Annotated in this window: 14 protein-coding genes; all 14 read right to left on the reverse strand. The window is 53.4% G+C overall.

The features are described from left to right. Nucleotides 1-26: 26 nt before the first annotated feature. Entirely contained in the window at nt 27-476 is a 450-nt protein-coding gene (gene fliJ / locus M3223_RS01430) for a flagellar export protein FliJ (protein WP_251558216.1), read from the reverse strand. Nucleotides 477-484: 8 nt separating this feature from the next. After that, nucleotides 485-1,804 (reverse strand): flagellar protein export ATPase FliI, encoded by a 1,320-nt coding sequence (gene fliI / locus M3223_RS01435; RefSeq protein ID WP_251558218.1) that lies wholly within the window; start codon nt 1,802-1,804, stop codon nt 485-487. After that, entirely contained in the window at nt 1,801-2,643 is an 843-nt protein-coding gene (locus M3223_RS01440) for a FliH/SctL family protein (protein ID WP_251558220.1), read from the reverse strand. The genes fliI and M3223_RS01440 overlap by 4 nt, the downstream gene beginning before the upstream one ends. Continuing rightward, nucleotides 2,636-3,637 carry a flagellar motor switch protein FliG gene (fliG, locus tag M3223_RS01445; RefSeq protein WP_285891117.1) on the reverse strand — a complete coding sequence of 334 codons (1,002 nt, stop codon included), beginning with the start codon at nt 3,635-3,637 and terminating at the stop codon, nt 2,636-2,638. Before fliG ends, M3223_RS01440 begins: the two co-directional genes overlap by 8 nt. A 22-nt stretch (nt 3,638-3,659) precedes the next feature. Beyond that, nucleotides 3,660-5,225 (reverse strand): flagellar basal-body MS-ring/collar protein FliF, encoded by a 1,566-nt coding sequence (fliF, locus tag M3223_RS01450; protein WP_251558224.1) that lies wholly within the window; start codon nt 5,223-5,225, stop codon nt 3,660-3,662. A gap of 39 nt (nt 5,226-5,264) precedes the next feature. Further along, the gene (fliE, locus tag M3223_RS01455) at nt 5,265-5,573 is read right to left on the reverse strand and encodes a flagellar hook-basal body complex protein FliE (protein ID WP_251558226.1); all 309 of its coding nucleotides are present in this window, start codon (nt 5,571-5,573) and stop codon (nt 5,265-5,267) included. 16 nt (nt 5,574-5,589) lie between these two features. After that, nucleotides 5,590-6,036, reverse strand: a complete 447-nt coding sequence (gene flgC / locus M3223_RS01460; RefSeq protein ID WP_251558229.1) for a flagellar basal body rod protein FlgC — start codon at nt 6,034-6,036, stop codon at nt 5,590-5,592. A gap of 3 nt (nt 6,037-6,039) precedes the next feature. Further along, on the reverse strand, nt 6,040-6,453 hold the full coding sequence (gene flgB, locus M3223_RS01465) for a flagellar basal body rod protein FlgB (RefSeq protein WP_251558231.1): 414 nt from the start codon (nt 6,451-6,453) through the stop codon (nt 6,040-6,042). A gap of 217 nt (nt 6,454-6,670) precedes the next feature. Then, on the reverse strand, nt 6,671-7,441 hold the full coding sequence (gene codY / locus M3223_RS01470; RefSeq protein WP_251558233.1) for a GTP-sensing pleiotropic transcriptional regulator CodY: 771 nt from the start codon (nt 7,439-7,441) through the stop codon (nt 6,671-6,673). A 34-nt stretch (nt 7,442-7,475) separates the two neighbouring features. Next, nucleotides 7,476-8,870, reverse strand: a complete 1,395-nt coding sequence (gene hslU, locus M3223_RS01475; protein WP_251558236.1) for an ATP-dependent protease ATPase subunit HslU — start codon at nt 8,868-8,870, stop codon at nt 7,476-7,478. A 45-nt stretch (nt 8,871-8,915) separates the two neighbouring features. Beyond that, complete coding sequence (gene hslV, locus M3223_RS01480) at nt 8,916-9,458, reverse strand: ATP-dependent protease subunit HslV (RefSeq protein ID WP_353057659.1); 543 nt, start codon at nt 9,456-9,458, stop codon at nt 8,916-8,918. Nucleotides 9,459-9,491: 33 nt separating this feature from the next. After that, nucleotides 9,492-10,817 carry an FADH(2)-oxidizing methylenetetrahydrofolate--tRNA-(uracil(54)-C(5))-methyltransferase TrmFO gene (trmFO, locus tag M3223_RS01485; protein ID WP_251558238.1) on the reverse strand — a complete coding sequence of 442 codons (1,326 nt, stop codon included), beginning with the start codon at nt 10,815-10,817 and terminating at the stop codon, nt 9,492-9,494. A 97-nt stretch (nt 10,818-10,914) separates the two neighbouring features. Next, nucleotides 10,915-13,008, reverse strand: a complete 2,094-nt coding sequence (topA, locus tag M3223_RS01490) for a type I DNA topoisomerase (RefSeq protein WP_251558240.1) — start codon at nt 13,006-13,008, stop codon at nt 10,915-10,917. A 24-nt stretch (nt 13,009-13,032) separates the two neighbouring features. Next, complete coding sequence (gene dprA / locus M3223_RS01495) at nt 13,033-14,160, reverse strand: DNA-processing protein DprA (protein WP_251558242.1); 1,128 nt, start codon at nt 14,158-14,160, stop codon at nt 13,033-13,035. Nucleotides 14,161-14,290: the final 130 nt, after the last annotated feature.

A 14,290-nucleotide genomic window follows, 5' to 3' on the forward strand; every position in this document is an offset into this window, starting at 1 on the left:
CCTGCTTCCGAATTCCGATGCCCTGACTACAGCTGAGCCGCTCGCGCATGCCGCTGGACAGCAATCTCATCCAATTCGGCTTGCTCCACCGCCAGCATGGCGGATCTGAACTTATGCCAAGCCTTGTCCTTGGATTTCAGCCAAATGTTTTCCTGCACTTTACGTTCAGAAAGCTTATGGCGCGAGTTAAGCACCTCATGCTCGGCCGCACGCACCATTTTCTCTTTGGCGCCGATGCACTTATCCAGATGCCGGATAAAATACTGAATTTGCTGCAGCTCCACAAGCGTGCTGCCCTGTTCGCCAAGGCCGATCAGCCTTTCCTCCCATTGCTTGCGCTGGCTGCGGAGCTCTTCAAGCGACATTTCCTCCGCTTTGAGCTGGCTGACCGCTGCGGTCAGCACCCACTCCGCTTGCGTCGTCTCGCTTTTTTTGAGATTGACGATGCTCTGGTAGGTGTATCGGAATGCCATCATCTGCTCTGTCAGCCCCCGTTAAATTGATTCATAAGCAGCTCCAGCGTCTCCTTGTAATCGGCCTTTTCGTTCGTCTTTTGCCTTGTAAAGGCGTGAATAACGCCGATTTGCGAGATCGCTTCGTCAATTTCCGGATTTGATCCGCTCTGGTACGCCCCTATATTGATCAGGTCTTCCGAATCTCTATATACAGCAAGCAGCTTTTTGAGCTCCGATGCTGCGCTGCGGTGTTCTTCGTCCACAATCTCGTTCATGACACGGCTGACGGAGCTAAGGACGTCGATCGCCGGAAAATGTCCCTTATGGGCAAGATCGCGGCTGAGCACGATATGTCCGTCCAGAATGCCGCGCACGGCGTCTGCTACCGGCTCGTTCATATCGTCGCCGTCAACGAGAACGGTGTAAAATGCCGTAATGGAACCCGTCGGCCCCGTGCCTGCTCTCTCGAGCAGCTTCGGCAGCCCGGCGAACACCGATGGGGTATATCCCCTCGTTGCCGGCGGTTCCCCGACGGCAAGCCCAACTTCGCGCTGCGCCATCGCGTACCGTGTGACTGAGTCCATCATTAGCATGACATTCAGGCCCCGGTCCCGGAAATACTCTGCGATCGTCGTAGCGATGACGGCTCCTTTAATGCGGATAAGCGCCGGCTGGTCCGAGGTAGCAACGATAACGACCGAACGGGCCAAGCCTTCGGGTCCGAGATCCTTCTCAATGAATTCGAGAACCTCTCTGCCCCGCTCGCCGATAAGCGCGATGACGTTAACATCAGCCGCCGTATTTCGGGCGATCATGCCGAGAAGAGTGCTCTTGCCAACTCCTGAGCCGGCAAAAATGCCGACGCGCTGTCCCTGTCCGACAGTCAGAAGGCCGTCAATGGCCCGCACTCCGATGCCTAGCGGCTCTTTGACACGCGGACGGAACAGCGGATTGCTCGGAGGCGCTGTCGTTGGATATCTCACCATCCGGCTCGGAATGAAACTGCCGTCCAGCGGCCTTCCCAGGCCGTCCAGCACTTTGCCAAGCAGCTCGGAGCCAACCTGCACGGTGAGCGGTTTGCCCGTTCCGACGACATCACAGCCCGGACCGATCGCATCCAGATCGCCAAGCGGCATGAGCACGAGCCGATTGTCACGGAAGCCGACTACTTCGGCCATGAGCGGCGGAGCGCCTTTACCGGGATAGATGTGGCAAATATCGCCGATTCCGGCATCCGGGCCTTCGCTTTCCACGGTTAAGCCGATGACCTGCGTCACCTTTCCGTTCACGCGGACCGGATCGATGCCGGCAAGATGCTCGATGTATTTGGCGGCGGACAGCCCGTTCATGATTGAGCCTCCTGCACGTCGCGCTGCTGGGCCAGCTGGACAAGCTCCCGTTTAATTTCAGCGAGCTGAGTATCGATGCGGGCATCGATGCTGCCGAAGGCGGAGCGGATGACGCAGCCGTGATCTTTAACCGATGCGTCAGGCAATATCTGAAGCTCGGCCTGCGAGTCAATCGACAGCTCCAGCTCATCTCTGGCAGCCTGCACCGCTGCCAGCTGTGAAGGAGCTACGCAGAGCACGATAACGCCATGTTCCTTGCGCCGGGATAACGCTCGTCTTACAAGGTCGGCTGCCATCGAAGGCTCAAGCGTAAGCTGAGCTCCGACAAGCTTTTCGGCAATGCTGCAGCTCAATTCAATAAGGAAAGGCTCCGCTTCCTGGATTATCTGCTCCCTCATCCGATAGGCGGATTCCAGCATTGCAGCTGATTCCTGAATGCGCTGCTCCCATTGCCGTTTCAGCTCATCCTCCGCTTCCTGGCGGCCAAGCTGAAACCCTTCGTCGTAACCTGTGCTGCGGAGCTCCTGAATCAGATGTTCATCGTCCGCGCGGCGCGCATGCCACCATTGGTCCGCTTCTTCCCGGGACTGCTCCAGCAGCTCCTCCGACCGTTTCGCCGCATCGGCGATCGTTTCGTCGGCGACGCTTTGGGCATCAGCCAGAATCTGCTTGCGCAGCGCTTCCGCGGCTGCATCGATGCGAGGCTGGAAAAACTCCGGATCCAGCTCGGAATGTGCAACCCGTTCCTGCTGGCCCGCCGCCGGGCGGCTGTAGAACCGCTCCAGTCGCTGATGCTCTTGGTTGGGGACAACATAGGAGGACTTGATCAGATTAGACAATAATGTCATCTCCTCCGCCGCGGGCGATGATGATGTCTCCGGATTCCTCCAGCCTGCGAATCGTCGCTACGATGCGGGTTTGAGCCTCTTCGACATCACGCAGCCGCACTGGGCCCATGAACTCCATCTCTTCCTTGAAGGTTTCGGCCATACGCTTGGACATGTTGCGGAATATCGCTTCCCGCACTTCCTCGCTTGCCACCTTGAGGGCGAGCTGCAAATCTGAGTTTTCGATATCGCGGATAATTCGTTGAATCGAACGGTTGTCGATGTTGACGATATCCTCGAAGACGAACATGCGTTTTTTGATTTCTTCGGCCAGCTCGGGATCCTGAATTTCCAGCGAGTCCAAAATCGTACGCTCCGTGCCGCGGTCGACGCCGTTGAGGATCTGAACGATGGAATCGATTCCCCCCGCATTGGTGTAATCCTGGGTAACGGTTGCCGACAGCTTTTGCTCCAGCACCCGCTCCACCTGCGAGATAACCTCGGGTGAGGTGCTGTCCATCAGCGCAACACGGCGGGCAACTTCTGCCTGTTTGTCCTGTGGCAGCGAAGACAGAATGTGAGAGGCTTGCTCCGGCTGCAAGTACGAAAGAACGAGAGCGATCGTTTGCGGATTTTCGTTCTGAATGAAGTTAAGAATTTGGGTCGGCTCCGCCTTACGGGCGAAATCAAACGGCCTGACCTGAAGCGTTGCGGTGAGCCGTCCGAGCACCTCTTGGGCTTTTTGCGCGCCGAGCGCTTTTTCAAGAATATCTTTCGCATAAGCGATACCGCCCTGCGAGATATACTCCTGCGCGAGACAGATTTGATAGAACTCGCTCATGATGGAATCTCTCTCAGAGCTGTCCACCTTGCGGACATTGGCGATTTCGAGCGTCAACTGCTCGATTTCTTCCTCCCGCAGGTTTTTGAATATTTGTGCAGAAACTTCCGGCCCCAGCGTAATGAGCAGTATGGCGGCCTTTTGTCGGCCAGTTAAAGTTTGCATCGCTTTAGCCACGAAAGCCCTCCTATTCTTCTACCAGCCAGGTGCGAAGAAGGTTGACGAACTCATCCGGCTTGCGCTTGGCGAGAGTTTCAAGATTTTTGCGGACCTGACTGTCGTTGTTCATGCTGTCCAGGTTAATCGATGGATACTCGACCCTTGGCGGGAGCTCTTCTACGAACTCTTCCTCCGCGTTGCGGCGGCGCCTGCGGATAGCGAGGATAATTCCGCCAATCAAAGCTGCGGCTGCAACTGCGATTGCGGCAATCCATCCGGCGGACAAACCTGCAGCCCCAAGGCTTCCGCCCGATCCGGCAAAGTTTTGTCCAATTACCGAAACTTTTTTGGAGATCAGCGCGTCATTACTTACGTCTTGTCCGGAATCAATTAATTGCGAACGTACAAAGGAAGTTAAATATTGAGTGATTTGATTTTGAGTTTCCGGGTTTAATAGATTAGTAGGCAAGCCTACGCTAATGCTCAAATCTTTGACGGAGTATGGACCTCCGACAACGGTGTTTTTGATCCGGTTTACATCGTAGTTAGTCGTGCGGGAATTTTTCTCGGTTGTGCTGTTAGCTCCGTCCGTGGAAGAATAACCTGGAACATCGGTTTCTCCCGTTCCGGCTACACCGCCGACGCTGCCGTTTGAGCCTTCCGAGCTTTCGCTTTCTTCCTGCTGGCTGACCACGATGCCGTTGTTGTTATTGTCATCGAGAGGCTTGACAAGATCTTCAACTCGGTTCGTCTGATCAAAGTTGAGGCTGCTCGTAACACTTACAACGAGATTTTCGCTTCCAAGCATTGGACCGAGGAACTGTTCAATGTTGCGTTTTAGCTCCGCCTCGTACTTCTTTTTAATCTGGAACTGGGAATCTGCGCTGCCCGTACCGGCCAAAGCGCCGCCAGCCTTAGAGGAAGGCGTTAATTCTCCTTGAGGACTTGTAATGGTAATATCTTCAACCTTGAGGTTAGGGACAGAGGTTTTCACCAGATTAAAATATCCGTCGATTTCATCTTGGCTCGGTCTGAAGCCGGGCTTAAATTTCATGACTACGGATACCGAGGCGCCTGAGCCCTCATCCGGCTGGGCAAATACGCTTTCCTTCGGAAGATTGACAACAACCTTGCTAGAGGAGACGCCCTGCATCGCATTTAACAGCTGTTGAATTTCGCCGTTTAATGCATTTTTGTACCGGACGTTGAATTCATTGTCGGTCATACCGAATTGCGATGAGCTTGCGCTGAATGCTTCAAAGCCCATAGAACCGTTTTGCACTAAACCTTGCGAACCCGCCCCGACTCTTACCCGGTCAGCGTCGCTGCTTGGAACCGCTATGGAAGAACCGGCATTTTCAAGCTTGTAGGCAATATTGCTGCTGTCCAGATAAGTCATAATGGCTTGGGCATCCGTTGTGTCCAGCTCGTTAAATACGGTTTCGTATTGTGTTTTGGAAAGGATTGCTGTTAGCAGGATGATCGTCAGCAGCAGCACTCCAAGCGTGGCTCCGAGCCAAATCTTCTGTTTTTTCCCCATCGCGCCCCAGTAATTTTTCATCGAGGCACGGTAACGGGCTACTGTTTCGTTCACTATTCCACCCCGCAGATTGCTGTTGCTTGATGCTCAGCCCTAGAATTGCATGCGCATGATTTCCTGATAAGCTTCCACAGCTTTGTTCCGGACCTGCGTCACGAGCTGGAGATTTAATTGCGCCTGCTGCGCGGCTATCATCACTTCCGAGATATCCGCATTGCCTATCAGAAACTGATTATTGACCTTATGTACGTTCTGCTCCTGTGCGCTTACGCTGTCCAGCGCGCTCTTCAGCATGCTCGAAAAGCTTTCCGTAAGCTCACTTGGTGTCGCTTGCATCGGCTTAGGTGCATTCGTGAGCGGAAGCGACTGTCCGACTTGAGTTAGCGATAACGGTTGAATCATTTAAGGCCGCTCCTCTCTATTTGCCGATTTCGAGCGCTTTAACGAACATGGCCTTCGTCGCATTTAACGCGGTGACGTTTGCCTCATACGAACGCGACGCCGAGATCATGTCGACCATTTCTTTTGTTACATCGACGTTCGGCATCCGCACATATCCGCTCGCATCCGCGTCAGGATGGGTTGGATTGTAGACGAGCTTTTCTGGCGTCTTGTCCTCGATAATTCCTGCAACCTTGACTCCCTGGTTTTTGCCGCCCATTTCGTCCTGAAGCATCGATGCAAAGCTGCCCTGTTTCATCGGCTCCATCACAACCATCTTGCGTTTGTAAGGCTGAAATTCTCCATTTACAAATGATCCGCGCGTTGTTTCGGCGTTTGCGATATTCGATGAAATTACATCCATGCGCAATCTTTGCGCTGTCAGCGCGGACGCGCTAATGTCGAAGCCGTTTGTCAGTTTCATCGATTATCCTCTCCCGTCCATCGCCATGCGCAGCATCGAGATTTCATGATTGATCTGCTGAATGTAAGAATTGTAGCGGAGCTGATTTTTGGCCTGCAGCGCCATTTCACGATCAATATCAACGTTGCTGCCGTTGTTGTTTATGACCGAGGTCTCATCCGTTACTAGTCTCGCTTGAGGTAATTGGTTCGAAAGTCCTATTTGGAAATGCCTTTCATTTGTCCTTTTACCCACCAAAGACCTACTACCAGACTCATCCATCTGCTCGGCAAGCAGCTCCTCGAATACGAGCTCGGAACGCTTAAAATTCGGAGTATCCGAATTGGAAATATTATCCGATATAATTTGCTGCCTCGATTCGGCAGCCTTCATCGCCCCGACAAGCCTGTTAAAATCCGCGCCTCCCAAGACATTCAACCCAATTTCACCACTTTCCGACGAATTTCTCGTATCTCTTATTCAACAAACCTTTCTCCATTCCTGCTTTCTTCGACAGAGAAAATTAAAAAAATGAGAAACTAATGTCGAGATTTGCCGACACGCTTATCTTCCTAAATTTCCATATTTATTACAATGAGAAAAAAGCCCTATCTTTATATAAAGATAGGGCTAATATGGGACTATTGTCCCCCAATCAACTCTTTAATTTTCTTAATTCTTCCAAAAGTTGTGGATTTAGGATACGGATGTAGGTCCCTTTCATCCCAAGTGATCGCGTTTCGATGACTCCAGCACTTTCAAGTTTGCGTAGCGCGTTAACTATCACGGATCTAGTAATTCCGACCCGGTCTGCAATTTTGGAGGCGACCAGAAGACCCTCTTTGCCCTCCAGCTCTTCAAAAATATGCTCCACCGCCTCCATCTCGCTGAACGAAAGCGAGCCCATGGCAACAGCGACTACCGCGCGGCTTCTTGCCTCCAGAGCGATTTCCTCTGCACGCTCGCGCAAAATCTCCATCCCTACAATCGTCGATCCATATTCGGCGAGAATCAGATCGTCGTCGTCAAAAGCTCCGTTAGGACGGGATAGCACAACCGTTCCGAGCCGGTCCCCTCCGCCTGTCACAGGAACGACACACATGATCTCCTGCGTTCCCATAAACGGAAATACAGACGCGATGCCCGGATCGGGCTCTACATTGGTAGCCGGTTCGTTCGTTGCCAGAAACCGGTCGTTGCTGTCATTCGGAAAACGCAGCTCCTCCGACGCGAGATTTCGGAACTGATCATGGTCGAAACGGTCCACCGCCGCGCAGCCGAGAATTTTGCCTCTGCGGCTGACAACAAATATGTTCGCCTGTATAACCGAGCTGAGCACCTCGGCCATTTCCCTGAAGCTCAAGGCTTTGCCTGCGGCCCTTTGCAGCAGTCTGTTCATCGTTCTTGTTTTCGTCAATAAAGTCATGATTAATAGTTGCCCCCCGAAACCTCTTGCGTTGCTATAAAATGTACTGGCTCAGATCGCGGTTCTGAGCGATTGAACCAAGCTTCTCCCTAACATACTCCGGTGTAATAAGCAGGCTCTCCAGCGTCAAATCTGGCGCCTCAAACGAAAGATCTTCCAGCAGCTTTTCCAAAATCGTATGCAGCCTGCGCGCCCCGATGTTTTCCGTATTGCGGTTTACCTCCGCAGCAATGGACGCAAGCTCTGCAATCGCTTCATCCGAAAACGATATATCGATTCCCTCGGTTGCAAGCAGCGCGGTATATTGCTTGGTTAAAGCGTTTTTAGGCTCCTTCAAAATCTGGATGAAATCATCCAGACTAAGCGAGGTAAGCTCCACCCGGATTGGAAAACGCCCCTGCAGCTCGGGTATCAGATCCGCCGGTTTGGATACATGGAATGCGCCTGCCGCGATAAACAGCATATAATCCGTTTTGACTGCGCCGTATTTGGTCATAATCGTCGAGCCCTCGACGATGGGCAAAATGTCCCGCTGTACGCCTTCGCGGGATACATCCGGCCCGGAGCCTTTGGACGGGCTGGCGATTTTATCGATTTCATCAAGGAATATGATGCCGGACTGCTCGGCACGGTTAACCGACTCCGCAATGACATCATCCATATCGATCAGCTTTCCGGCTTCCTCCTGCGTCAGCACCTTGCGGGCTTCCTTCACGCTGAGCTTGCGGCGCTTGGTCCGCTTCGGCATGAACTGCCCCATCAGCTCCTGCATATTCATGCCCATCATCTCGTTGCCTTGGCCGCCGAGCATATCCATCATCGTCGGCGAAGTATCCTCAACATCGAGCTCCAGCATATCTTTCTCCAGCTCTCCGGCTAACAGCTTGGCGCGGACTGCCTGGCGTTTGGCTGCAAGCTCCGGCTCCGACGATTTATCTTCGGCTTCCTCTTCCCGCCCGCCGCCGCCAAACAGCATTTCGAGCGGGTTTTTGCCGCTTTTTGCTTTTACAGGCGAAGGAACGAGCAGCTCAACGAGACGTTCGTTGGCAAGCTCCTCCGCTTTATCCTTCACCTTTTCCATACGCTCGGATTTAACCATGCGAATAGCGACTTCCACCAAATCGCGGACCATTGCTTCCACATCGCGGCCGACATAACCGACCTCGGTAAATTTGGTTGCCTCCACCTTGACAAAAGGAGCGCCGACCAGCTTGGCCAGCCTGCGGGCAATTTCGGTTTTGCCGACTCCCGTAGGGCCGATCATCAAAATATTTTTGGGCACGATCTCATCGCGCAGGCTTTCTTCAAGACGGCTGCGGCGGTAGCGGTTGCGCAGCGCAACGGCTACCGATCGTTTGGCCTGCTTTTGTCCGACGATATATTTGTCCAATTCAGCGACGATTTGACGCGGAGTCATAGCTTCCTTCATCAGGCTCACTCCTTCTCATTCGTGATTTCACCCTCGCCGGGACGGCTAGACTTCTTCCACAATGATGCTGTGATTCGTAAATACGCAAATTTCGGCAGCCGTTTCCAGCGCCGCCTGAGCCATATCTCTAGCGCTCATGTCTGGAGCGTGTTTTTTGAGCGCTCTTGCCGCCGCCAGCGCAAAGCTGCCGCCGGAGCCAATAGCCAGAATCCCGTCATCCGGCTCAATGACCTCGCCATTGCCGGAAATGAGCAGAAGACCGGAGCTGTCCATGACGAGCAGCATCGCCTCCAGCCTTCGCAGCACACGGTCGGAGCGCCATTCCTTCGCCAGCTCCACCGCCGCCCGCTGCAAATTGCCGTGATGCTCCTCCAGCTTGCTTTCGAACTTTTCGAACAGCGTAATAGCGTCCGCAACCGAGCCCGCAAAGCCTGCGGCTACCTGACCGCGGTAAAGACGCCTTACTTTTTTGGCGGAACCTTTCATGATCATGCTGTTGCCGAACGTAACCTGTCCATCCCCCGCAATCGCGCCTTTTCCGTTATGGCGGACGGCGCAGATCGTCGTTGCGTGAAACTGCATTTCCACGGAATTCTCCTCCTTCTCGGCGCTGGCCGCCAACTATTCGGCTCCGAGGCGCTCCCGTTTAAACTGCTCCAGCGCGGCAAGCGCGCGGTTAGCGATCGACTCGTTCTTTTCTTTTTTGTTGCGGATACGCTTCTCAAGCGGCGGAAAAAGACCAAAGTTGGCGTTCATCGGCTGGAAATGGCGGAAATCGGCCGTTGTAATATACTGAGCCATGCTGCCAAGAGCGGTTTCCTGCGGCAGCACAAGCGGCTCCAAACCTTTTGCCAATCGGCCTGCGTTCAAGCCGGCCAGCAGACCGGATGCCGCCGACTCCACATAACCTTCCACACCTGTCATCTGGCCCGCAAAAAATAGATTGTCGCGCCCCTTGAACTGATACGTAGCCTCAAGCAGCTTTGGCGAATTGATGAACGTATTCCGGTGCATGACGCCATAACGAACAAACTCGGCGTTTTCCAGGCCGGGAATGAGTGAAAAGACGCGCTTTTGCTCTCCCCATTTGAGATGAGTCTGAAATCCGACCAGGTTGTACAGCGTGCCGGCTGCATTGTCCTGACGCAGCTGAATGACCGCATGCGGCAGCTTGCCGGTTCGCGGGTCAATCAGACCAACCGGCTTCATCGGACCAAACAGCACCGTCTGTTTGCCGCGCTGGGCGAGAACTTCGATCGGCATGCAGCCTTCGAAGTATACTTCCTTCTCAAATTCCTTCAGCGCCGCCGTCTCCGCCGTTATAAGCGCTTCGTGGAATCGCTCGAATTCCTCCTCGCTCATCGGACAGTTCAGGTAAGCCGCCTCACCTTTATCGTAGCGGGAAGCCAAATACACCTTATCCATATCTATGGAATCTTTTTCAACAATAGGAGCGGCTGCATCATAAAAATAAAAATACTCTTCGCCCATGAGCTCTTTGATAGCGCCGGACAGCGACGGAGCTGTGAGCGGACCGGTAGCGATGATCGTAATGCCGTCTGCAGGGATGTCTGTAATCTCTTCGTTATGAACAGTAATAAGCGGATGATTGCGCAGTGTGCCGGTTACCTCTCCCGAAAATCCGTCGCGGTCCACGGCAAGCGCACCGCCTGCAGGGACGGCGTTGCGGTCGGCGGCGCCAAGAATGAGCGAATTGAGCTGCCGCATCTCTTCTTTAAGTACGCCTACGGCATTAGTTAAGCCGTTGGCTCTCAAGCTGTTGCTGCAAACAAGCTCGGCAAACTTTTCCGTATGGTGGGCAGGGGTCTGCTTGACGGGGCGCATTTCATATAGCTTAACGGGAACGCCTTGCGAAGCAATTTGCCAAGCCGCCTCGCTTCCGGCCAAGCCGGCTCCGATTACGGTTACATGGGGAGTAGAAGACAATGATGATTCCTCTCTTTCTCTAGTTCCAATTCGGGAACAACGGAACGAAAGCGGAAAGCCATGGGCTTACCCGCTCTCCGCTCCCGACCGACCGCTGTTATCCTAATTCATGATCTTCCGGCAGCTCTTCGTTAAAGTCACAGGAAGGGCATTGATACCGCGCACCGGTTTTGTTGCGCTTGATGACGAGCATTGCGTTGCATTCCGGACATGGCTTGCCGGCTGGACGGTCCCAGGATACGTAATCGCAGCCCGGATACTGATCGCAGCCATAAAAGATGCGGCCTTTTTTGCTGCGCCGCTCGATAATTTGGCCTTCCGCGCATTTCGGGCAAGGTACGCCGATATTTTTGACGATCGGCTTTGTATTGCGGCAGTCAGGGAAACCGGAGCAGGCGAGGAACTTGCCGAAACGGCCCATTTTGTAGACCATCGGCATTCCGCATTTCTCGCATACTTCATCGGAAACCTCGTCCTGCAGCTCAACTTCCTTCATCTCTTCTTCAGCAACTTCAAGCCGCTTTTCAAAGGATTCGTAAAATTGGGCTAACACCTTCACCCAATCTTCCTTGCCCTCTTCAACATGGTCGAGGTCGCCTTCCATATGCGCGGTAAACTCGGCGTCGAGAATTTCGGGGAAAAACTCTTCCATAAGCTGGATAACAAGCTCACCAAGCTCGGTCGGAATGAACTTTTTCTCCTCAATGGCGACATAACCGCGCTTCTGAATCGTTTCCAGCGTTGGCGCATACGTACTCGGACGCCCGATGCCAAGCTCCTCCAGCGTACGAACAAGACGCGCTTCCGTATAACGCGGCGGCGGCTGGGTGAAATGCTGCTTCGGCTCGATGGATTCCGCCTTGATAGTATCTCCCGGCTCCATCGCCGGAAGGAATTTATCCTCTTCGGTCGTGCCGTCGTCATTGCCCTCAACGTACACTTTCATGAACCCCGGGAACTTCACTTTGGAACCGGATGCGCGGAAAACAGCTTCTCCAACCTTCATGTCGACCGTCATCGTATCCAGTACAGCGGAGCTCATTTGGCTCGCGACATAACGTTCCCATACAAGCTTGTAAAGACGGTATTGGTCGCGGCTGAGGAACTCCTTGACCGCATCCGGCTCCCAAGCCATCGAGGTCGGGCGGATCGCTTCATGGGCGTCCTGGGCGTTGGAGTTCTTTTTTAAATAAACGCGCGGCTGCTCGGGATAATAATCCGGACCGTATTTGCCGACGATGAACTCTTTTGTTTCCTCTTGGGCGACCGGAGAAATCCTCGTGGAGTCCGTTCTCATATAGGTAATCAGACCGGCGGTTCCTTCTTTGCCCAAATCTACGCCCTCGTACAGCTGCTGAGCAACCGACATCGTTTTGGAAGCGCGGAAACCGAGCTTGCGTGCCGCTTCCTGTTGCAGGGAGCTTGTAATGAAAGGAGGCGCCGGATTACGCAGACGCTCTTTCTCCTTCACTTCCGCAATGGTAAAGCTTTCGCCTTTAATCGCATCCAGCACAATCGTTACTTCCGCTTCGCTGCGCAGCTCCGACTTATCTCCCCGGAAGGAATGGAACTTGGCTTCAAAAGCCGATTTGCCCTTTTGCAGCCCGGCCGTAATTGACCAGTACTCCTCTGGAATGAACGCCTCGATCTCGTTTTCCCGGTCGCTGATCAGCTTTACCGCTACCGATTGAACGCGTCCGGCGGACAGGCCCTTTTTGACCTTTTTCCAGAGCAGCGGACTGATTTTGTAACCGACGAGACGGTCCAGAATACGGCGTGCCTGTTGGGCGTTGACGAGATCCATGTCAATTTTACGCGGTGTTTTGAAGGCATCCTTAACGGCTTGTTTCGTAATTTCATTAAATACGACCCGGCAGCTATCCGTTTCGTTCAGATCCAGATAGTGCGCCAAATGCCAGGCAATAGCTTCCCCTTCGCGATCCGGGTCAGCCGCGAGATAAACTTTTTTAACTTTTTTGCTGGCTTCCTTCAATTCTTTCAGTACGGAGCCTTTGCCCCGAATTGTAATGTATTTGGGATTAAAATCGTTCTCGACTTCGACGCCGATTTGGCTTTTCGGCAAATCGCGGATATGGCCCATGGAGGCTTTAACGATAAATTTGCTTCCCAAATATTTGCCAATCGTCTTCGCTTTTGCCGGTGATTCGACAATGACAAGTGAATCGGCCATTTTGGCGTCCTCCTTCAAAGCTGCCTACAATGCCATATATATGGAACCGTTATGCAGTTCAATCTTACGTTTTAAACATAAATTTATCAGAACTGTCTGCAAAAGTCCAAAAGCCATGTCGGAAGCCTCATACAATCTGTCGGCGGAACGCGGTTCCTCTTGAATAAATGAGAAAATCCGCTGTTCGTCCGCTGTCAGTTCCGGCTCGACTTCCAGCTTGCTGGACTGAGCTTGCAGCGGCTTGGCAAGATGCCGGAAATCTTCGGCTATTTGCTCTCCTCCAGTAACAAGCTGCGCTCTTCCTTCACGGATCAAACCGTTGCAGCCTGCGCTTTTGGGCGAATTGACAGGACCGGGAACCGCATAAACCTCACGATTCATCTCCAGCGCCTGATCAGCCGTAATTAGCGAGCCGCTGCCTGCTGCGGCTTCAATAACAAGGGTGCCAAGCGACAATCCCGCAATGATGCGGTTACGCTGCGGGAACATGCCGGGCTTGACCGGGGTTCCAATCGGGAACTCCGACAGCAGCAGACCATCGTTTGCAATCCGGCGGTAGAGCGCCCGATGATCAGGAGGATAAACGGTATCAATCGGCGTTCCCAAAACGGCAATCGTGCCTCCGCCGGAATCCATTGCAGCGAGATGGGAAATTCCGTCGATGCCTTTGGCCATCCCGCTAACGATGACGTAGCCGATACTGGCCAGCTCCGCCGAAAATTTCGAAGCCGACTGTTTTCCATATGCGGTCGGGCCTCGCGTCCCGACAATGGACAAACAGGGTCCGCTCAGCAGCTCCAGCCTTCCGATCGCATACAACACCCAGGGCGGCTGAGGAATTTGCTTCAGCAGCTCGGGGTATTCCGCATCTAGCACGGTTATTCTCGTTCCGCCGCGCGCTTTGAACTCCGCTTCCCAACCGGGTGTATAGGAATCTGCAATGCGTTTGGCAGCTTCTCCAGCATACTGATTCCGAATCCCCGCACGCTCCAATTGCTCCGTCGTCACTTGATTCCTGAACCAGCAGCCGGCCTGTACGGCGCGGTTAACGGACTGCCAGCCGATGCCGGGCGTTTCATGCATGCGAATAAGAAACGCGCGCGCCCGCTCGCGTTGCTCGCCATTCATTTCCAATTCGGATAATTCAATCATGGGCTTCCCGTCCTTTATCTACTATTAAAAAGTACGGTACTTGCGCCCTACCCTATTGTGGGGCACAGGGAAACAGATTGCAAGCGCCGCCGTTTTGGAACAACCGGACAACAAAAAAGCAGCCTTCCTC

The organism is Paenibacillus pasadenensis (assembly GCF_023715725.1).
Lineage (GTDB): Bacteria > Bacillota > Bacilli > Paenibacillales > Paenibacillaceae > Paenibacillus_O > Paenibacillus_O pasadenensis_A.